Genomic DNA, 21,202 nt, shown 5'->3' with positions numbered 1-21,202 from the left:
TCTCTCCCTGGGTGGGGCATCTCGTAACCGCCAGCCGGTGGATTACAAAGTCTGTGCAAGGTACCAGAAAGCTTCGATAGTGCCGACTGCAGAATCGAGCTCTTCTTCCTTGAAGTCACGAGGTAAGATCGATTCGAGCGATAGCTCTTCATATCTGCTCAATTCTAATCGTGCCTCCGGGATGTTTGCCGAAAACGCGATAATGGGAATTTTGGCGGTGTCGCCGGTCTTTCTCAATCGGTAGGCCAGCGACATGCCGGAAATCGTATCCTCCATGTCGAGGTCCAGGAGGATGGCATTCGGGTTTAACTCAATGATTCTGCGCGTGGCCGCGAGAAAATCCTCCAGAATGACGGGATAATACCCTTTACGCCAGCAAGCGGATTCGAGTTTGTGCGCGAACTGGCGGTCTGACGATAAAACGGCGGGCTTTGACTTTGGTATAAAGAAGCTGAACGTGCTTCCTTTGTCTTTGCCTCGGGAATCGGCCCAAATTTCTCCGCCGTGAGCCCTGATGAAATCCCGGCAGATCGAGAGGCCCATGCCCGAGCCGCCTTTCCTGAAGCTGACATGAGGCTCAAAAATTCGCTCGAGATCCTCTTTTTGAATTCCGCTGCCTTCGTCTTTCACCAGCACCTGCAACACCTCGCCCTTATCCTCCACACACACATTTACGGTGCCATTGGGGCAATGTTGCACAGCGTTCAGCAGAAGATTCATGAGAACCCTCGAAATGGCATTCGAATCGCAGCACACCATGGGGAGCTTGTCGGATGTTGACAGCGTCACTTTCGGCCCGCGCCCTTTTTCCTTTTCCACAGAAGAGCGAATGTCGTTGACATTTGTTTGGATCAAGTCGACCAGATCGCAATGGCGTAACCTCAGCTCCAGCGACTGCGGTTTAAACGCGCTCACGATGGATTTGACCATCGTTGCCACCGTACTGTAGCACCGTTCGATCTTTTCGAGGCAGATGTTGAGGAAAGCTCGTTGTTTTCGATCGGCATCGCCGTCCATTGTTTCCAGAACCTGGCGGATATATCCCTTGATTTCCCCCAGCATCCCTTTCAATTCATGAATCGTTTGAGAGACCTTCTTGTCCTCAAGCCGTTTCTCCAGGGTCACATCCCGCAGTACGAGCAGTTTTCCGAGGGTGCGTCCCACTTCCGTTCGAACATTTAACATGCCCGCCCGAAACGTAACTTTATCAGGGAAACCGGGAAAATTTGTAATTAGCTCGTCCATATCTGTATCTTTATCTTCCCCTGAAAGCATCCTGGAGAAAAATTCTCGGTTCTCGGCGTTTTGTATCAGGGAGAGCAGGGGGCGATTGCGGAATTTCTTTCCCTTTGGGTGCCCTAACAGCGTTCGCGCGGGTTCGTTCGCGAACACGAGGCGGCAAGAATTGTCCACCATCAGGATGGGTTCCAGGGTGTTTGCCAATACGAGCTCAAGTTCACCTTTTGCCGCCTCTATTTGCCTGGTCTGCCAGATCATGATGAGGATTCCTATCCCTGTGGCAAGGATTATGCTTCCCACTACGAGGGAAAGGCGGCGCTGGGACTCGATCTCCTGGGCGACATCGGGGCCGATTCCCAAATTTATACCAATGGAATGCTCTGGAGAAACCAATCTGAATATATCAAGCTGGCCGCTCTCAATATTGGCTGCTTTGCCTTTATTGATGAGATCGGCCCAGACTTCAGGTTGCACGCGTCCCGCCGGTTTTCGGACACCTTTATCGTCATATGTAAAAATGGAACCGTCGCCCACATCGACAAAGCGCAGGTACGACAAATTACGGTTCGCCTTGTTGGACTGATAGATGGAGTATAAGATTCTGTCCAGATTATCCAGCGGGAAATCGCCCTCCAAGGTGCTCATGGATTGCAGTCCCTCCACGAGCCTGTCGGCGAGGCGTTCGCGGCCGATGAGTCCGGGCAGCAGCATGAGGATTGCAGCCAGGCACAAAACAACCAAAGTCGTGCCTAAACCGACGACCATCAGTCGCGATGGAACGACTTTGGCAAAGGAATTTCTCATAAATGAGCCGACGGTAAAAAGTTGTTTTCTAATCCAGGACAGGCCTCATCAATTGTGGTGTAATTATATCGTAACCAAAAAGTTGAGTCAAATCAGGCGACAGAAGAAATTCAACTGAAAAGGGAAACGGAATATTGAAAAAATCATCAAATAAACCGGCCGCTAAACCGGGCGCACCGCCGAAAAAAAAGCATCTGAAAGACGCCAATAAAAAGCTTGCCGAATTATTGATTCGCGAGGAAATGATCACGCGGCAGGAACTCGAAGAGGCGATTCGTCAGAAGAACTCGGCAGATCATTTTCTGGGTGAGATTTTGCTGGATCTCAGGTACGTCACGGAAGAGGAATTAATCGGTTGCCTCGTTCGCCATTGCCGCATTCCGCACCTCAAGCTCTCTAATCTGCAGGTTCGGACCGAGGCGGCCGAACTCATTCCGGCAGAGATCTGCCATACCTACAAGTTGCTGCCGATCGACAAATTGGGAAGCCTTCTCACGGTTGCGATGGTCAACCCGCTCGACACCGAGGCTCTCGATGCGGTGAAAGAACAGGTGAAGTTGCGAATAAAGCCCATCTTGTGCTCATGGGCCGATTATTCCGAGTTGTACGCGCGCATCTATGGGGCCGAGGTGAACAAGGATCAGCAGGTGCACGATGAGATGGGGGAGGAGGAAGAGGCGGACGAGGACGACGAAGAGCCTAAAAAGGACACCGCCTCCGCCGCTCGAGACAAAAGCACTCGGCGCGAGCCGCAGGAGGAACCGGCAGAGGAGAAAAAGGGGGCGGCGGAATCCAAGACTCCGTGCAGGCGCGGGTTGGTGGAGCGGTTTATTTTCCAGAATTTTGTGGTGGCGGAGGCAAACTCTTTCACCTATGCTCTCGCGAAGTCGGTATCCGAAGCGCCGGGAGCGGAATACAACCCGCTTTTCATTTACGGGAACAGCGGGCTGGGCAAGACGCATCTTTCGAATGCCATCGGAAATGAGGCAATACGGCGTGATAACAGCCTCTCGCTTTTCTACATTCCCACGAGCCAATTCATCGACGAATTGCTAGAGGCAATCGAACAGGAACGAATGAAGGAATTCCGCGAGACGTTCAGCAATCTCGATATCCTCATCGTGGACGACGTGCAGTTTCTCTCCGCTCGAACGAAAGCGCAGGAGGAATTTTTCAATATTTTCAACGCCATCTATAACAGGAAAAGGCAGATTATTCTGATCAGCGACGTTCCCCCCAAGAAGCTCAAGGGGCTGGAATCGCGCCTCATCTCGCGCTTCGAGGGAGGCGTAGTCGCATGCATGGAAGAGCCCGATTTTCAGACCCGGCTCACCATTCTCCAGCAACGCAGCGAGTCAGCCGGAGTGGCGGTGCCGGAGGAAGTCCTGGAACTGCTTGCGAAGTCTATTCCCTCTAATATTCGGGAACTCGAGGGGGCGCTCAAGAAGCTACTTGCGTACTCTTCGCTCGTGGGTCATGAAATCTCAGTGGAACTTGCACAGGAAATCCTGAAGCACCTGTTCCGCCCGGTGGAAGCATAGGAGCAGGAAGAATTACGGCATGGTGGAGACATTGAAGAAGCGTCTGGGCGACATCCTGATCGAAGAGCGGTTGTTAACTCAAGAGCAACTGGCTCAGGCACTGTATGAACAGAGGCGGACGGGCCAGCCGCTCGTGGTTATCCTGATTCAGGCGGGGCTGGTAAGCGAGGAAGATATCGTTATCACCTTGAGCGAGCAGCTTGGCATCCCGCACCTGCGCGTGGAGAGCTACGAGATCCCGCCCGAAGTCATTGGAGAAGTGTCCGAGGGCATAGCCCGCCGCTATCACTTGATACCGGTGGCTAAAACCGGGAAATCGCTTACGGTCGCCATGTCGGATCCGCTCAACATCGTTGCCATCGACGATGTCCGCATGCTTACCGGATATGAGATTGAGACCGTTGTCGCGCTGGATTCGGAAGTGAAAAACGCAATCGATAAGTATTACGGGGGCAAGCAGCAGAGTCTGGACGACTTCGAAGATATTTTGCGCGATGCACAGGCGGACGTGGTCACGGTTCTCGACGAGCAGCAGGAACTCGATATCAGCCATCTGAAGAAGGAGGTTGAGCAGGCTCCGGTCATCCGGCTGGTTAATCTCACCCTGGTAAATGCCATCAAACAGGGAGCGAGCGACATCCATATCGAGCCGTTCGAGAGACAGGTGCGAGTACGCTACCGCATAGACGGCGTGCTTCGCGAGAACCAGTCGCCCCCAAAGGCGCTGCAGGCGGCAGTCGTTTCGCGCATCAAGGTCCTTTCGGAACTGGATATCGCGGAGCGGCGCGTGCCACAGGACGGCCGCTTCCGAATAAAATTCGAAGGGCGTGAAATAGACTTTCGTGTTTCAACGCTTCCCACGTATTTCGGCGAGAAAGTGGTGCTGCGTATTCTGGATAAGGGGTCCTTGCAGCTCGATCTCGACAAGCTCGGCTTCGAAGAGCAGCCGCTGCAGGATTTTCGGGAAAGTCTGAGCAGGCCCAACGGCATCATCCTCATCACCGGTCCTACCGGCAGCGGGAAGACCACGACCTTGTACTCGGCGCTTCACATGCTGAACACCATGGATGTCAACATCGTAACCGTTGAGGATCCGGTTGAATATGAGTTGCACGGAATCAATCAAGTTCAGGCAAAGCCGGAGATCGGCCTCACGTTCGCTTCCGGCCTCAGATCGATTCTCAGGCAGGACCCCGACATCGTAATGGTCGGCGAAATCCGCGATGAGGAAACGGCCGATATCGCAATAAAAGCCGCTCTGACCGGACACCTCGTCCTCAGCACGTTGCACACGAATGACGCCCCCGGCGCAATCACGCGGCTCATCGACATGGGAATGGAGCCGTTCCTGATCGCCTCTTCTTTGCTCATGGCCGCCGCCCAGCGACTGGTCCGGAAAATCTGCCCCGATTGCAGGGAAAATTACAAAGTCCCCGAACGCGTGCTCGAGCGGGCCCAATTTCGATTCAAGCCGGGAGAAAAAGTCGTTCTTTCCCGCGGAAAAGGATGTGCTCGCTGCGGTGAAACGGGCTATCGCGGACGACTTGCACTTCTCGAAGTTTTGCGGGTGAGGGAGAACATACAAGATCTGATCATGCAGTCCGTGCCCTCGAGCGAGATCAAAGCGGCGGGAATCAAGAACGAGATGCTGACGCTCCGCCAGGTCGCCCTGAACAAGGTGAAGGCCGGCCTCACGACGCTTGAAGAAGGGTTACGGGTTACGGCCCCCGATTAATACCAGCCATCGGTATCTTCCTCTCGAACTGACACTTTTCGGCACGGTTACAAAAACTGGCATGGGAATTGCTCAAAAGGGGCAATGATAAAATTCTGGAATACATTCTCACGATTTTGCAATCAGGCGAGTACAAAAATTGCCGACGACCGGACCTAAACAGTCTCGGCGGCGGGCGATTCCACCTGAAAACTGGAAGGAAAAAACATGCTGCAATTGGAAGACTTGTGCCGGCATTTAATCGAACATAATGCCTCCGACCTTCATCTCGTTGTTGGAGTTCCCCCACAGCTTCGAATCGACGGCGAACTCTACCCGATGGACTTGCCGCCACTTACTCCGGAAATAACGAAGAGTCTCTCATACAGCATTCTCACTGAGCGCCAGATAAAGGAGTTCGAGAAAGAAAAGGAACTGGATATGTCGTTCGGGATCAAAGGATTGAGCCGGTTCCGCGTCAATTTGTTTATTGACCGCGGCTCCGTCACTGCCGCCATCCGGACAATCCCGTACGAGGTTCCGGGTTTCGAGGAATTAGGGATTCCCAAAAGCGTTCGAGATCTCGCGGACCGGCCGCTGGGGCTGGTGCTGGTTTGCGGTCCGACCGGCAGCGGGAAGAGCACGACTCTGGCCGCTCTGCTCAACAAGATCAACCTCGAGCAGCGTTGCCATATCCTGACCATCGAGGATCCCATTGAATATTTGCATTCGCACAAGATGAGCATCATCAATCAGCGTGAAGTATACGCGGATACGCACTCATTCGCGGCCGCTTTGAAGCACATTCTGCGACAGGACCCGGATGTCATCATGATTGGAGAAATGCGCGACCTGGAAACGATTGAAGCGGCGCTGACGGTGGCCGAGACGGGTCATCTCGTTTTTGCCACGCTCCATTCGAATGATGCGACCCAGTCAATCAACCGAATGGTCGACGTGTTTCCTCCGCACCAGCAAGTTCAGGTACGCACGCAGCTTTCCTTCGTTCTGGAAGGGATCATCGTGCAAAAACTTCTTCCGCGCAAGGATGGAAACGGCAGAGTCCTTGCGATGGAGATCATGGTCGCAACCACCGCGATCCGGAGCCTGATCAGGGAAGAAAAACTGCACCAGATTTATTCTTCGATCAGCACGGGAGGCGGCCTGGGAATGCAGACCATGAATCAATCCCTCTATAAACTCTACAAGAACGGCCAGCTCTCGTACGAACAGGCGCTTGAAGCCAGTTCGAACCAGGAAGACCTGTTGAGGCTGATGGGGAAGGGATTCTGACCCTGAAAATTTTGATGATCGACCCTTTCAAAACCGATTTGGAGCAGAGCAGTCTCATCCTGAAAAGATTTGCGCTGGCGCGGGCTTTTATCGTAACGATTGTCGCCGTCTACTGCGGGTTTTTGCAGGTGAGCACGGGTGCCCGTACCGATCTGAGCACCGCGTACCTGTTCGCCATACTCGCGGTTGCACTTATCGAATCTTTTCTGGTCGCGGGCATTATCGCCGCCGGCTATGCGCCGACGATGCGGATGTCCCTGTTCCTTCTGTGCGCCGACCTGGTCTTGATCAGCGCCATCACGCTGATGACCGGCGGGAGTGCAAGCGTCTTCGTCTTTCTGAATGTGGCCGTGATCCTTTCGGCAAGCCTGTTGCTTTCGCTCAATTGGAGCGCTTTCGTCGCTACCATTTGTTCCCTTCTTTTCCTGGCTGTAATGGTGCTGGAATTGCATGGATATGTATTACCGGCCTCCCCCTTCCAGGTGAAAGCGATGAATATGTCCGGCTTACACCGCTGGGCCGATACCGGGATGAAAATTTTCGCGTTTTACCTGACCGCGTTTTTGGGCGGGTTGCTGTCTCACCGGGTCGGCTTGCTGCAGTCGTTTCATGAGAGCATTCTCAATAGCCTGTCCAGCGGATATCTCAGCATCAACCGGGACCAAATGGTGACGTATCTGAATCCGGCGGGCTCGCGTTTACTGAAATGGGAGCGGATGGATGCGGTCGGCAAGAACGTATCCACCATCTTTCCCGTAATCGACGTCCCGAATCCGCTTGTTGAAGCCATAGCGAAACAAAAGGAATCCAACAGCCGGGAAATTGCGGTTATGCGGGGCGATGGGAAAACGATCCCTGTCGGCGTAACCGTCTCTCCAATAAAGAGCAGCACCCAAAAGCTTCTGGGAGCGGTCGGCAGTTTTATCGATCTGACAGAGCTCAAGCAGATGGAGGACAGGCTGCGGCGGGCGGACCGATTGGCGGCGATCGGGGAGACATCGGCCGGTCTTGCTCATGAAATAAGGAATCCTGTCGCTTCCATCCGCGGCGCGGTACAAGAGCTTTCAGAGAATCTGAAACTTGAAGATTCGAATAGGCAATTATTTTCGATCGTCGTCCGGGAATGCGACCAACTGGGAAAAATCGTATCCGATTTCCTTGAATTCGTCAGCGGCCGGATTCATGAGGACGGCTATTTCAATATCAACACCTTGTTAGATGAAGTAGTGGAAATCGCACAAAGGAATTTCTTCAACGGCGATGGTCAAATCTATGCCACTATTCCGCCGGCTCTTGGCGAAATCAAGGGTAACCGGGCTCAAATGCAGGAAGCGTTGCTGAATGTGGTTCGAAACGGGAGAGAAGCGATGCCTGCCGGAGGATGTCTCCGAATCGATGCTGCCGGTTCAGGAGCGGAGGTGCGCATTACGATAGAGGACGAGGGCACCGGTATCTCACCCGAAGAATTACGCAGAGTTTTCGATCCCTTCTTCACCACGAAGCCAAGGGGAACCGGTTTGGGACTTGCAATCGTTCACAAAATTATAACTTCCCATAAAGGTTCCATTGATGTAGACAGCAGGGTGGGCGAGGGGACGCGCATCAAGATCATTTTGCCCCGGATAGGATGAAAAAAAATGGAAAAGGCCCGAATTCTTATCGTTGAAGACGAGGCGAGCATGCGGGAGTTGCTCGCGATCATGTTGGAGCGTCACGGATACAAGGTAGAAGGCGTGGAGAGTTATGACGAGGCCGCCGCCAAACTTCGGAAGGGGCCGTGGGATCTGGTGATTACCGACCTGTGGCTTCATGAAGACCGGCAGGGAGGCATCAAGGTTCTCCAGGAAGCCCAGCAGGCGAACGGGTTTATTTCATCAATCGTGATTACCGCCCATAGTTCGGTCGATTCTGCGGTCGAAGCGATGAAACTGGGGGCCTATGATTACCTGATTAAGCCGTTCAAAAATGATGAGCTTCGCATGGTCGTCGAAAAGGCGCTGGAGAGCAAACATCTGCGGGCAGAAAACTCGATCCTCAAGTCAGAGTTGAAAAAACATTCTCGGCTCGATGACCTGGTTGGAAACAGCCCCGGCATGATCAACATGAAGAACCTGATCCGCAAAGTTGCAGGATTATCGAGCACTGTCTTAATCCTTGGAGAAAGCGGGACGGGAAAAGAATTGGTGGCAAAAGCCATTCACCACTGCAGTCCAAGAGACGAAAGGCCATTTGTGGCGATCAATTGCGGGGGCATCCCGGAGAGCCTGCTGGAGAGCGAGCTGTTCGGCCACGTCAAGGGTGCGTTTACCGGCGCCATATCCCACAAAGACGGCCTTTTCAAGGTCGCCAACGGCGGAACTCTATTCCTCGATGAAATCGGCGAAACGAGCATGGCTCTGCAGGTGAAGCTGCTGCGGGTGCTTGACGAGATGAAGATCCGGCCGGTAGGCAGTTCGGTTGACTTTTCCGTTGATGTCCGTCTCATATCCGCCACCAACAAGGATCTCGAAAAACTGGTGGCCGAGGGCAATTTCCGCGAGGATTTCTACTATCGCCTCAATGTGATCCCGATCTATGTGCCGCTGCTGCGCGAACGGCGTGAAGACATTCTGCTGCTGGCCCGGTATTTTCTCGACAGCTTCTTCAGGCGATCGGGAAAGATGTTGCAACTTTCCAATGAAGCCGAACGGATACTTGAGAAGTATCATTGGCCCGGAAATGTCAGAGAACTTGAGAATGTGATAGAAAGGGCCGCCGCCTTATGCGATGGTAACAGGATCGAGCCGGACGATCTTCCGGTAAAGGTTTGCTGTTCCGGAGAAGAGGAGCCTCAGGTGGCCGAATTTCCGCCGGAGGGAATCGACCTAACGACCAGGGTGGAGGCGTTTGAGCGCTCATTGATCAAGCAGGCGCTCCGCAAGGCATCAAACTCACAGACGCGCGCTGCCGGTTTGCTCAGGCTTTCGCCGCGGTCGCTGAGATATAAACTGGAAAAATTCAACATGAAGGCCAGGGAGAACTGAGTCGAAGCTCCTTCAGGATGGGAGGGAAAAGAATATGTCAACTTTTCAATACACCGCCCGTGACAAAGCGGGCAACGTGCTGAACGGCGTTTTGGATGCCGATAACAAACAGGATCTCCTGCAGAAGTTGCGGGGCAAGGGTTTGGTCCCCACTTCTGTAAACGAGGGCGGTCCTGCCGCAGCACGCACGGCATCGCGCAAGGCGGTTGCGGCGGCAGGCGCCGCGGTGAAGGGAAAGAAGGTAAAACCGGACGAAATGGTTCTCTTCACGCGGTCACTCGCAACCATGGTGAATGCGGGGCTGCCGCTCCTTCAGGGTATCGACATCATGATCGAGCAGACCGAAAGCCAGAATTTCAAGAAAGTCCTGACGCAGGTCGGGCAGGACATCGAGGCAGGGTTGACTTTTTCCGACGCCCTGAAGAAGCATCCGCGGGCTTTCCCCGAACTGTATTCAAGCATGGTGCGCGCCGGTGAAGCAAGCGGAAATCTGGACGGCATCCTGGTACAGCTCGCCGAGTATCTGGAGGCGACGGAAAAGTTGAAGCGGGAGATAAAATCGGCAATGACATATCCCGTCATCGCTCTGGTTATCGTCGTCGCTATCGCCGCCGGCCTCTTGATCTTCATTGTTCCGAAGTTCAAGGAGATTTTCGACAGTCTCGGCGGACAGTTGCCAATGCCGACCTTAGTGCTTATTGCGATAAGCAACGCGATGCGCAGCTACGCTCTCGTATTTCTGGGATTGGGCTTTGCATTAATCGTCGGTTTGCGATATTATATTTCCACGACAACCGGCCGCTACCAATTCGACTCGTTCAAGCTCCGATTGCCGGTTTTCGGATCGCTGTTCAGGAAGGTTGCAGTCTCCCGATTCGCTCGAACGATGTCCACGCTGACGAGGAGCGGTGTCCCGGTGCTGGCGGCCCTCGAGATCGTGGAGCGAACGATCGGGAACGACGTGATCTCGCGGGCGGTCCGGGAATCTCAGAGCAGCATCAGCGCCGGCGCCACGATAGCCGATCCGCTTGCAAAGAGCGGCGTTTTCCCGCTCATGGTCACGAGGATGATAGATGTCGGCGAAAAGACGGGTGCTCTTGACGAATTACTCTCGAAGATATCTGAATTCTATGACCAGCAGGTGGAGGCTGCAATCGCCAGCTTGACGTCCATGATTGAACCGATGCTCATTCTGTTTCTTGGTGTCGTTGTGGGCGGCATGGTGCTTGCCCTGTTCCTGCCGATTTTCAAGCTTTCTACACTGGTGGGTTAAGAAAGGGAGTTGGAAGAAATGGATGAAGTTCAAGGGAAAACCGTCTTCCTCACCGGCGGGGCGGGTTTCATCGGGTCCACACTGGTCCATAAACTGGTCGGCCAGAACAAAATCGTGGTGTATGACAACGGGCACCGCAACGCGTTGAAGGATACATCGGCCTGGACTCATCCAAACCTGTTCTTCATCCATGGAGACGTCCTGAATTACGACAAACTGTCGGCCGCAATACGCGAAGCGAAGCCTGATTACGTTCTTCACCTTGCCGCGATCGCGGGGGTTGACACCGTATTGCGTATTCCGGCCAGAACGATGAAGATCAACTTCATCGGAACGTATAATGTGCTTGAGGCCACGGTTGCGCATGCGCCGAATGTCACCCGCTTTGTCGATTTTTCCACCAGCGAGGTCTTCGGAACGCATGTCTATCACGCCGAGGAAATGAACGCGACAACGCTGGGCACCGTGGGTGAGGCGCGCTGGACGTATGCGGTAAGCAAGCTGGCCGCCGAGCACTTGGTCCACAACTACGGCAAGGAGACCGGCCTTCCCACTGTCTCTATTCGGCCGTTCAACGTCTTTGGCCCGCGCCAGCTTGGCGTCGGAGCGATTCACACGTTCGTCATTCGCGCTCTGCAAAACCTGCCGCTCGAGATTCACGGCGACGGCAACCAGATACGCGCATGGTGCTATATTGATGATATGATCGACGGCATCATGCGGACTTTGACGCGACCGGAGGCCGCCGGGCACGTCTTCAATATCGGAAACCCGAAGGGCACTGTGACCATTAACACCCTCGCGGAAAAGATCAGGGACATCTCAGGCTCGAGTTCCAAAATCGTATATGTGAAGAAGGACTATGTCGACGTGGAGTTGAGAATTCCAAGTATCCAAAAGGCAATTAGGCTGCTCGACTATGAGCCGAAAATCGATTTGAACGAGGGTCTCAGCCGGACGATTGCCTGGTACCGCTCTCAGATGGAGATGGGAAAAGAATCGGGAGTGCTCCACGAGCAGAGACAGGAGATCAGGCCGGTAGCGCAACAACAGGCATAACATGGCGAAGTCACACGGCAGCGGTGCGCCCGACTTTTCGAAATTAGCCCGCCTCGGAAAAGACGTCGTGTTTGAGGCGGGCGTCCTCATTTTTCACGCCGAAAATATTGAAATCGGCGACAACGTTTACATCGGGCACGGCACGATGTTGAAAGGCTACTACAAGAACAAAATGGAGATCGGCGACGGCACGTGGATCGGCCAGCAGTGCTTTTTCCACGGCGCCGGCGGACTGCGGATCGGGAAGAACGTCGGTATCGGGCCGGCGGTGAAAATCATCACCTCCTATCACGACGGCAACGACAAAGAAAAGCCGATCATTCACACACCCATCAGGTTCGCGCCCGTAGTTATCGAGGATGACGCCGACATCGGAACCGGTTCGGTTATTCTTCCCGGCGTCACGATAGGCAGAGGGGCTCAGGTGGGAGCGGGCGCAGTGGTTTCGCAAGCTGTCGAGCCGTACACCGTGGTCGGCGGCGTGCCCGCACGCCTTATCCGGAGGCGCTAGCAGATGGAGCCATATCTGTCCGTTGTCATTCCCGCATATAACGAAGAGAGCAATCTCCGCACAACGGTCACCCTCGTTGCCCGGAGGCTGAACGAACTGAAGACGACGTTCGAGATCATTATCATCAACGATGGGAGCACCGATCAAACCGCTGCCATCGCCGGCGACCTCTGCGCAGGCGATCAGAGGATTCGACTTGTCAATCACCCTCGCAACATGGGACCCGGCAGCGGCGTGTTTACCGGCATCGAGGCGGCCAGGGGAGAGTTCGTTATTTTTGTTCCGGCGGATCTCGCGCTCGACATCAATGAGCTCCATAAATATATCGACGCGTCCCGCACCTGCGATCTGGTTGTGGGCATTCGATCCGACCGGCGCGACTATTCGCTGTTTCGCAAATTCGTTTCGCTCGTGAACATCACGCTTATCAAGCTGCTGTTCGGCATGAAGGAGCGGCAGTTCAATTACATTCACCTGTATCGCCGTTCGATGCTGCAGCGCATCAATATCGAGTCGCGCGGCGTTTTCATCACCGCGGAAATCATGATCAAGGCGAGAGACCTGGGATATCGGCTGCAGCAGGTTGATATTACATATGTCCCGCGTACAGCGGGCAAAGCCACATGCGGCAATTACCGGGTCATTCGCAACACGGTTTGGGACCTGCTCTCCTTCTGGTGGAAACGAACGCTGCGCAGGGCCGTGTATCTGAGACCGGAAACGAATAAGGAAGCGCGATGAAAAAATTCGCTGATGCGGGTTCTCTTGCGTTCCTTTTTCCTTTCCTCATTTACGTGCTCACCCTCTGCCCGACGGTGCATTGGGGTGATTCAGGTGAACTGATTACCGCCGCCTATACGCTGGGAATCCCTCATCCGCCCGGCCACCCGCTCTATGCAATCCTGGGCAAGCTTTTCACGCTTATCCCGTTAGGCTCGATCGCGTATCGCGTAAATCTGATGTCGGCCTTTTTCGGAGGGATAAGCTGCTACCTGCTCTACAGGATAGCATGCGACCGCCTCGAGCCGTCGCCCTGGAGAATTGCGGCTGCGCTGAGCGGCACGTTCTTCTTCGCATTTTCCACGACGGCGTGGGACCAGTCTACCGTTGCCGAGACCACAACGTTGCATGTTTCTTTCATGATGCTGCTTACGTTGCTCGCGTTCCGGCTGACTTCAGGAAAAATCATCTGGCGAAACGAGACATACTCGTTGTGCTTGTTCAGCTTCTTGTACGGACTGAGCATGACCAATCATGTCGCGGGCGTCTTTTTTCTTCCCGCGTTCATTTACCTCTTTCTGTCAAGTTACGGAAAAAAGATTCTGGCGCCGCGGCTATTGGGGAAAATGATTGCCGCCTGTTTCATCGGCGGACTCGTCTATCTCTACTTACCCATTCGGTCGCTTTCGGACCCTCCGCTTGATTGGGGAAATCCGGAAACGTGGAGCAATTTCTGGTGGGTTATTACGGCGCGTCAATTTTCCGATAATCTGGTTAAGAAAGTAGATATTCTGTTCTTGCCTGTAAATGTCTGGAAGAGAGTACAAGACCTTCTTCAGCAATATACTTTAGTGGGCTGCGTTTTCGGGTTGGCTGGTATTCCCGCTCTTCTGCGGCGTGAGAGGCGATTCCTGATATTCACATGCATCGTTCTCGTGATCCTCTGTTATATCGGCTTGAACAGCGCGTTCATTTCAGCCTATTTTGTTCCTGCTCTCGCGTTGATAGGCGTTATCATCGCGGCGGGAATTCAATGGGTGATCGAAATCCTCGGCGCGGTCTCGGAGCGCCTGAAAAAGGTCTCCTCCGTCGCTCTCCTTCAGAAGTCAGTCTGCTCGTTACTAGCGGCGGGTTTCGTCCTGCCGCTGAAACTGCATTATGGCGAAATGGACCGGAGCGATGATTACTATGCGTATCGGTACGGCACACAGATTCTGAACCAACTGCCGCAGAATACGCTCCTCTTCACAGCCGATGGGTATGCCCTCTTCACTCTGTGGTATCTGACGTTCTGTGAGAATGAGAGACCGGACATCATGATCGTCAATCCGACCTGGTTGGTGGGAGGCCCCTGTCTTGCTTCCCAGGTGTTGGAGCAGTACCCTTCGGTGCGAATGCCGGATCTTGAAGTTATCCGGGCAAACGCATCGCAAGGAGAGACGGTGGGCCAACGCCAGCTATTGGCTGTTCAGAGGATTCTTGATGAAAACGTAAAAGTCCGCCCTGTCTATTGGGGACTGATTCTGAATCAATTGCCTTTCTTCGATCATCTGGAGTGTCGCGGGCTGGTCTACGCGTATTCAGAGACACCAATCCCTGTGAGCGAGGAATCGATTGAAGAGGCGAAAGCATATTGGGACGGGGAACTTGAGATGTACCGCCATCATCCCGAAATGGAGAGGACCGCTCTCTTGAATGATATCTATCCGGTGGAACTGAATAATCAGGGGCTGATTTTTGAGGAACATGGGCGGGATGACCTGGCGCGATGGTTCATAGAACGGTCGCTTGTTTTCAATCCGAAGTACCCCTTGAGTCGGTACAACCTGGGCAGGTTGGAAGCGCGTGCCGGCAACTATGAGGAGGCAGTAGACCAGTATCATCTGGCGCTAAAAGAGGACCCGAAATTGGCTGTAGCGTACTACAACCTGGGCAATGCCTTAAAACACTTGCAGAGACTCGAAGAAGCATTTCTTGCTTATCAGAAGGCCGTTCGGGCTGATGACTCTCATTATCAAGCGATGACGGCGCTCGCCCAGTTATATGCGCTGATCGAGCAGCATGAAAAGGCGGTAGAGTATTTTCAAGAAGCGCTTGAAATTGAGCCGGAATACGCTTTCGCTTTGAGAGGACTTGCATCTTCCTACCTCGACACAGACCAAATGGTCGAGGCCCGGAACGTTCTGGAGAAGTCACTGCGGCTCGAGCCGAATTCCGCGCCAGCGCTGTTCTCACTCGCGAAATATGATGCGCGTATCGGAGATACCGACGGCGCGGAGAAGGCCCTGAGGCGTTCCATAGAAATCGGGGGCGATCCTTTCCTGGAAAACGCCGCGTCAGATGAAGACCTGAAAATGGTTGTTCTTCGCATGCCAGAGGCGCAAGTATCCAAATGATTTCCGCCGCGTGGTGGCGTAAAATCACGATCCCAGCGGTTCTCTTTGGGATCGTTCTCGCTGTCTATGTAAAAACGCTTTGCCCCACCGTCTACTGGGAAGACGCCGGAGAACTGATCACTGTTGCGCATGTCCTCGGTATCGCTCATCCGCCCGGTCATCCGTTGTACACGATCATCGCGCACCTGTTCAGCCTGATACCCCTCGGATCAATCGCATGGCGGGTGAATCTTATGTCCGCTGTTTTCGCTGCACTTGCCGCCGCCCTCGTCTATCCCGCTTCGCTTCGGACTTTGAACGGCTCAGGCATATCAAAGACCGTTTCCGTGGCCGCATCGGCAGCCGCCGCGCTCTTTGCGGCATTCGGGGCGACGCTATGGGATCAGTCGGTAGTCGCCGAAACTTCCGGTCTTCACACATTTTTCTTTATGACCCTCCTTTTGCTGTTTTTCCGGATGGTGAGCGGGCGCAGCACAGACTCTTTTTTGCCGGCTTTCTATCTATTCAGCTTCGTGTATGGTCTGAGCCTGACTAATCACGTGGCCGGGGTCTTCCTGATGCCGGCTTTCGCGTTGTGGGCGGCCGTGAGTCTGCGGAAAGAAGTACTCGAACCGAAACGGCTGCTCCTTTCCTTGGTGTTCTTTCTGATTGGCTTGGGCGTTTACCTTTATCTTCCCCTCCGATCAATACAGGATCCGATCATTGACTGGGGCAATCCGGAAACTTTGTCAAATTTCTGGTGGGTCGTGACTGCAGGTCAATTTCGCAGCGACGTCTTCGAGTGGCCGACCCGTGCGCAGGTTATCGAGGGATGTCTCCACAAGCTGAATGAGATTCGCGGGAATTACCTCGGTATTGGGATCGTCTTCATTATCATCGGGAGTTGGGCGTGCGCGCGCCGGCAGAAACCTTTTCTGCTCTTTGGCGGTGTCGCGATTGGGACGCTGGCAGCGGTGACAATGAATCCGGCTTTCATCCCGGCATATTTTATTCCTGCCTTATTGCTTTTAGCCATCGTATTCGCAGCCGGGGCAGCCGCTTCAATTCAGGTGATTGTGGATCGCCTCCCCCATGCAAAATGGAAGCATATCTTCTCGACGTCCTCGTGCGTGGCCATTCTGATGTTGCCGCTATTGCTTCTGTTTCGGAATTACCCGATGAACGACCGGAGCCGCTACTACCTTGCCAGGGAATACGGCGAGAAGATTCTGGCGGCGCTTCCGGAGAATGCGGCTTTCTTTACCATAGATGTGAACGCGATATTCACCATCTGGTATCTCCAATATTGTGAAGATCTCCGGCGGGACGTCCTTGTCATAGAGCCGACGTGGCTTTCCAATTCGTCCCCGATGAGATCTGAAATCCTTCGGCGCTATCCTCAATTGCTGCTGCCGGAAGAAGCCGAGCGGATATCTGCCGGCGATTCGACGGGGAAAGGCGGGCTCTTTGATAACGCTCTAATGGGCGCAATTCTGGAGAAGAATTCGAAAGTGCGGCCGGTGTATTGGGGATCTGTGCCGGCCTTTGATGCACTCAGGCCGGTTGGGCTGGTGTATGAGTATGCGCCAGGTGCAGAACCGCTTCTCGATGAGCGGAGTGTCTATCGGAATAGAGTGTTTTGGGAAGAAACGACCGCCAATTTCCGCGGGGAGCCCTCGCTCATGCGCGATCGCGTCGCTTCACAAGTTTATCCGGAGCATCTGAGGCATCAGGCGCTCTACTACAGCCGGAGGGGTCGTCTCGAACTCGCGAGATGGGCCTTTGATCTTGCCCTTCAAATAAATCCGGCGTATGCGCCCGTACTCCTCGGGTTCGGCGAATTGCTCGCGACGCAGGGAAGGGAGGAAGAAGCTCTTGCATATTTGAATCAGGCAGGTCGTTTTGACAGCCGAATCCGACCGCGCGCGCATTTCCAGCGAGGCGTAATTTATTACGAGGCATCACAAAATACTCTAGCGGCCGAGGAGTTCAGGGCAGTGTTGCATGATGATTTCGATTTTCCGGGCGTTCATAATTACCTTGGCTCGATCTATCTTGCGGATGACAGCTTTGAAGAGGCCGAGGAGGAATTTCGAACAGAACTCAAACTTAATCCCTCGACGCCGGGCGCGTATCCCAATATGGCCCAAATTCTACTCCGGAAAGGACAGCTTGAAGAAGCGGAGCGGTTGCTGGAGGAAGGGATGGCGGTCCAGCCGCAGCTGTGGCAGAACTATTATTTTCTGGGAAAGATTTACGCAATGCGAACTGAACGGGCGAAGGCGATGGAATCATTTAGCAGAGCGATAGAACTCGGTGGAATGCGTGTAAGGGCCATGGTTCTCCAAGACAAGGCGGTAAAAGATTTGGAATTGACCGAAGCTGAACTGCAATGCAGCGATATCTGAAAAGAGAACACCTTGCGCCGGTGATCGTTTTTCTGATTGTTTTCGGGGTGTACATCTATACTCTCTGCCCGACCGTCTTTTGGGACGACGCCGGCGAACTAATAGCGGCCTGCTACACGCTCGGAATCCCGCATCCGCCGGGGCATCCTCTGTATGCGCTCTTGGGGAGGCTATTCACGTTGCTGCCGATCGGCTCTCCCGCTTACCGGGTCAACCTGATGTCGGCTTTCTTCGGCGCCCTGACCTGTGTGGTTCTCTTTCAAATAGTTCGGGAACTGGGTCGAAAAGAGAAGCTCTCGGCCGGACAGACCGATTTTTCCGCTGCAATCTCGGCTCTGGGCGCCGCGTTCTCGCTGCTCATGTGGGAGCAGTCTGTTGTCGCCGAGACAACGACTCTCCACACATTTTTCATGATGCTTGTAACGCTCATGGCATTCCGCATAGATGCCGGCGAATCGAACGACCCGCAACTGACCCGGCGGCTTCTTGTTCTCTCTTTTGTCTATGGACTGAGTTTCACCAATCATGTTGCGGGCCTGTTCTTCGCGCCTTCACTGGCACTCGTGCTTTTCGCTCGTCTCCGTTGGGTTCTTGTCCGTCCTGCTCGCCTGCTGGCTATGTGCGCCCTGTTCCTTTTGGCACTTTGCCTGTATGCATATCTTCCTATTCGTTCGGCAGCCGATCCCGCAATCGATTGGGGGAATCCTGAGAATCTGCGTAACTTCCTGTGGGTGGTCACGGCAAAACAATACAGCGCAAAACTGGTGCAGATACCAACGCTGGTAGGGCTCATTTACGGACTTCGAAATCTTACAAGTGTTGTTACTTCCAATCTGACAATCATCGGAGTTTTTCTCGCCCTTGCAGGGACTCTCTTCCTATGGAAGAAACGAAGGGCGGCCTTTCTCTATACGCTCCTTATTATCGCCGTCCTGTTTTTCACAACTTTGAACAGCGCTTTCATTTCAGCCTATCTCGTGCCCGCAATATTGTTGGCGATGGTCTGGGTAGGGTTCGGTATCGGGATGCTTTCGCAGTATCTGTCCGCGAAAAGGAGTGCGATACTCTATTCGGCGTCGGCGTTTCTTATCCTGCTTTCGGCTGTAACTCATTATCGCGAGGCCAACAAGCGGAACTATTCCTATGCGGCGGATTACGGGCGCAAGCTGCTTTCCTCGCTCCCAAAGGATGCCGTATTGATCACCGGCTCCGCGAATCCGCTGTTCATCTCATGGTACCTGCAGATATGCGAAGGGTTCAGGACCGACGTCAAGATAATAACGCGTAATGGTATGACAAGGCCGGGATATCTTGACCAGGTTCGCAGCCAATATCCCGAACTTGAAGTTCCATTGGAATTTCAATATGAGGAGGGGCCGGCAGAGATTTCTGCGAAAACTTCAGGAGCGGGCGAAATGCCATGGTTTGCTGCCGCATTTTTGAAAGAATTTCATCAAGCCAACGTTTCGCGTTTCCCCTTCTTCTGGGAGGGCAGCGAGTCTAATCATTTTCTGATCGAGCGATTCGTACCATACAAGTTCGTCTTTCAGATTCTTCCGCCGGGGCCGACGGTCGAGGGAAATCAATTCATCTTCTTGGACTACAACAATGTCAAGCAGATTACTAAAGGAGACGCCGCCGCGGGGGAAGTATACGGAAACCATTTCTTTAATTATGCTGTCTTCTATCAGTGGCACAATGACATCCTGAATTCTCTTCGATATTACCAGGAAGCCCTTTTATTAAATCCACGCGATACACGCGCTCTGAACAATGTTGGCGCCCTATTATATGAACAGAATAATGCACAAGAAGGATTCACAAGTTTTCATTCGGCTTTTCGAATTGATCCGAACGACCCGGTGTCCAATCATAATGTGGGGCAGGCGCTGCTCCTGCGAAACGAGGTAAGCCGGGCGATTCCTTTCTTTCGCCGGGCCATAAAATTTGCGCCGTCCAATTTTGAGGATCACTACAGCCTTGGTCTCTGCTATGCTTCTCTTGCGAACAATAAGCGCGCAAGCAAAAGTTTTCAAAAAGCGCTTCTGCTAAAACCTGACTCTGCGGAAGCGCTCTCTTCACTGGGTGTCTTATATCTCCGCCTTCACGATCTCCAGCAGTCGGAAAAGTACCTGTCGCAGGCGGTCGAAAGCGATCCGAACAACTGTGAAAACTGGTACAATCTGGCATGCCTTCATATGATGAACGGGAAATCCTCCGCGGCGGCATCGGCTCTTGAAAAGGCGCTTGCATTAGGCCCGGCGAAAACCGCGAGCCTCGTCGAAAAAGACAAGAAGATGCTTCCCCTCTTCAATTCCCTCCAGCACAAGAACAATCCCTGATTTCGCGCCGCACTCTTTTTGTAAATTCATTTTCCTTTGAGTTGAGTGCCGTAAATTGACGCCCCCCACCAATTATTGTCACCAGGCGCCTGCCGCTTCTGCAGAGAATGAGAAAAAAAGATGCCCAAGGGTTTCCGGAAAAAGACTGTAATTCCCCCGATTTATGGGCAAAATTCGCGCGTTTTCAGGTATCCTGTCGAACCGGGAAGGAATTGGTATGGTCTTTGCTCCTTTCTTCGCAGAACCAAAAAAAGCTAATACCCCGGGAGGTGAGGCAACAGCGACCGAGGCGAGAAGAGACTGAAGCAATAATAACCACTTTTTCTCAAGGAGAAGAACATGAAGAACAATAAAGGTTTCACACTTATCGAACTGATGATCGTGGTGGCGATTATTGCCATCATCGCCGCAATCGCTATCCCGAACCTGCTGCGCGCGCGGTTGGCCTCGAACGAATCGTCCGCTATCGGTTCGTTGAGAACCCTCTCCAGTGCGCAAAGCTCAATGCAGTCGTCCGGTCTGGTCGATGCGGATCTCGACGGAACCGGCGAATACGGCACCCTGCAGAACCTGTACAGCGACTATGCTCCGCCGTTCATCGATGAGGTGCTGGGCAGCGGCGTGAAGTCGGGTTACGGCTTTGTCGTAACAAAAGTTGGTCCTGCCAACACCGACGAGGTCCTGTGGGAAGCATGCGCGTACCCCATCTCATATGCGCAGAGCGGCGTCCGTACCTTCTACGTCGATGAATCGGGCGTTGTTCGCGGATCCGACGCCGGCGCAGGCGCTCCGATTCTCCGTGCGGTTGGTAGTCTGTATCCTCCGGTCGGTGGTTGATATCCACGGGTGCTGAAAGGCCAGTTTGAGCTGGCCTAAACCATGGGGAAACTGTAAAGGTCG

14 protein-coding genes are annotated in these 21,202 nt (G+C 53.5%); 13 read left to right on the top strand and 1 reads right to left on the bottom strand.

Annotation, left to right across the window (positions count from 1 at the left end; genetic code table 11):
* Positions 1-42: 42 nt before the first annotated feature.
* A complete protein-coding gene (locus C4520_09920) occupies positions 43-2,043 on the bottom strand; it encodes a response regulator (protein ID RJP21322.1) in 2,001 nt (666 codons plus the stop codon).
* Between the two features lie 134 nt (positions 2,044-2,177).
* On the opposite strand from C4520_09920, the gene C4520_09915 reads away from it, so the two are divergent.
* The 13 genes from C4520_09915 to C4520_09855 all read left to right on the top strand — a co-directional run bounded on the left by C4520_09915 (position 2,178) and on the right by C4520_09855 (position 21,139).
* Positions 2,178-3,584, top strand: a complete 1,407-nt coding sequence (locus C4520_09915) for an AAA family ATPase (protein RJP21321.1) — start codon at positions 2,178-2,180, stop codon at positions 3,582-3,584.
* A gap of 19 nt (positions 3,585-3,603) precedes the next feature.
* Complete coding sequence (pilB, locus tag C4520_09910) at positions 3,604-5,319, top strand: type IV-A pilus assembly ATPase PilB (protein ID RJP21320.1); 1,716 nt, start codon at positions 3,604-3,606, stop codon at positions 5,317-5,319.
* A gap of 207 nt (positions 5,320-5,526) precedes the next feature.
* Positions 5,527-6,591 (top strand): type IV pilus twitching motility protein PilT, encoded by a 1,065-nt coding sequence (locus tag C4520_09905; GenBank protein RJP21319.1) that lies wholly within the window; start codon positions 5,527-5,529, stop codon positions 6,589-6,591.
* A gap of 14 nt (positions 6,592-6,605) precedes the next feature.
* The gene (locus C4520_09900; protein ID RJP21318.1) at positions 6,606-8,222 is read left to right on the top strand and encodes a PAS domain S-box protein; all 1,617 of its coding nucleotides are present in this window, start codon (positions 6,606-6,608) and stop codon (positions 8,220-8,222) included.
* Between the two features lie 6 nt (positions 8,223-8,228).
* Positions 8,229-9,614 (top strand): sigma-54-dependent Fis family transcriptional regulator, encoded by a 1,386-nt coding sequence (locus C4520_09895; GenBank protein RJP21317.1) that lies wholly within the window; start codon positions 8,229-8,231, stop codon positions 9,612-9,614.
* A gap of 34 nt (positions 9,615-9,648) precedes the next feature.
* Entirely contained in the window at positions 9,649-10,887 is a 1,239-nt protein-coding gene (locus C4520_09890) for a type II secretion system F family protein (GenBank protein ID RJP21316.1), read from the top strand.
* 18 nt (positions 10,888-10,905) lie between these two features.
* Positions 10,906-11,946 (top strand): NAD-dependent epimerase/dehydratase family protein, encoded by a 1,041-nt coding sequence (locus C4520_09885; GenBank protein ID RJP21315.1) that lies wholly within the window; start codon positions 10,906-10,908, stop codon positions 11,944-11,946.
* Between the two features lies 1 nt (position 11,947).
* Complete coding sequence (locus C4520_09880) at positions 11,948-12,457, top strand: acyltransferase (protein RJP21314.1); 510 nt, start codon at positions 11,948-11,950, stop codon at positions 12,455-12,457.
* Between the two features lie 3 nt (positions 12,458-12,460).
* Complete coding sequence (locus C4520_09875; protein RJP21313.1) at positions 12,461-13,198, top strand: glycosyltransferase family 2 protein; 738 nt, start codon at positions 12,461-12,463, stop codon at positions 13,196-13,198.
* Positions 13,195-15,573 (top strand): DUF2723 domain-containing protein, encoded by a 2,379-nt coding sequence (locus C4520_09870; protein ID RJP21312.1) that lies wholly within the window; start codon positions 13,195-13,197, stop codon positions 15,571-15,573. Before C4520_09875 ends, C4520_09870 begins: the two co-directional genes overlap by 4 nt.
* Positions 15,570-17,960: a DUF2723 domain-containing protein gene (locus tag C4520_09865; protein ID RJP21311.1), complete on the top strand. Its 2,391-nt coding sequence runs from the start codon at positions 15,570-15,572 to the stop codon at positions 17,958-17,960. The genes C4520_09870 and C4520_09865 overlap by 4 nt, the downstream gene beginning before the upstream one ends.
* Positions 17,945-20,302, top strand: coding sequence for a DUF2723 domain-containing protein (locus C4520_09860; GenBank protein RJP21310.1), 2,358 nt, complete (start codon positions 17,945-17,947; stop codon positions 20,300-20,302). The genes C4520_09865 and C4520_09860 overlap by 16 nt, the downstream gene beginning before the upstream one ends.
* 339 nt (positions 20,303-20,641) lie before the next feature.
* Complete coding sequence (locus C4520_09855) at positions 20,642-21,139, top strand: prepilin-type N-terminal cleavage/methylation domain-containing protein (protein ID RJP21309.1); 498 nt, start codon at positions 20,642-20,644, stop codon at positions 21,137-21,139.
* Positions 21,140-21,202: the final 63 nt, after the last annotated feature.

Source organism: Candidatus Abyssobacteria bacterium SURF_5, from assembly GCA_003598085.1.
Classification (GTDB): domain Bacteria; phylum Abyssobacteria; class SURF-5; order SURF-5; family SURF-5; genus SURF-5.
This window is presented reverse-complemented; position numbering and strand designations above follow the sequence as displayed.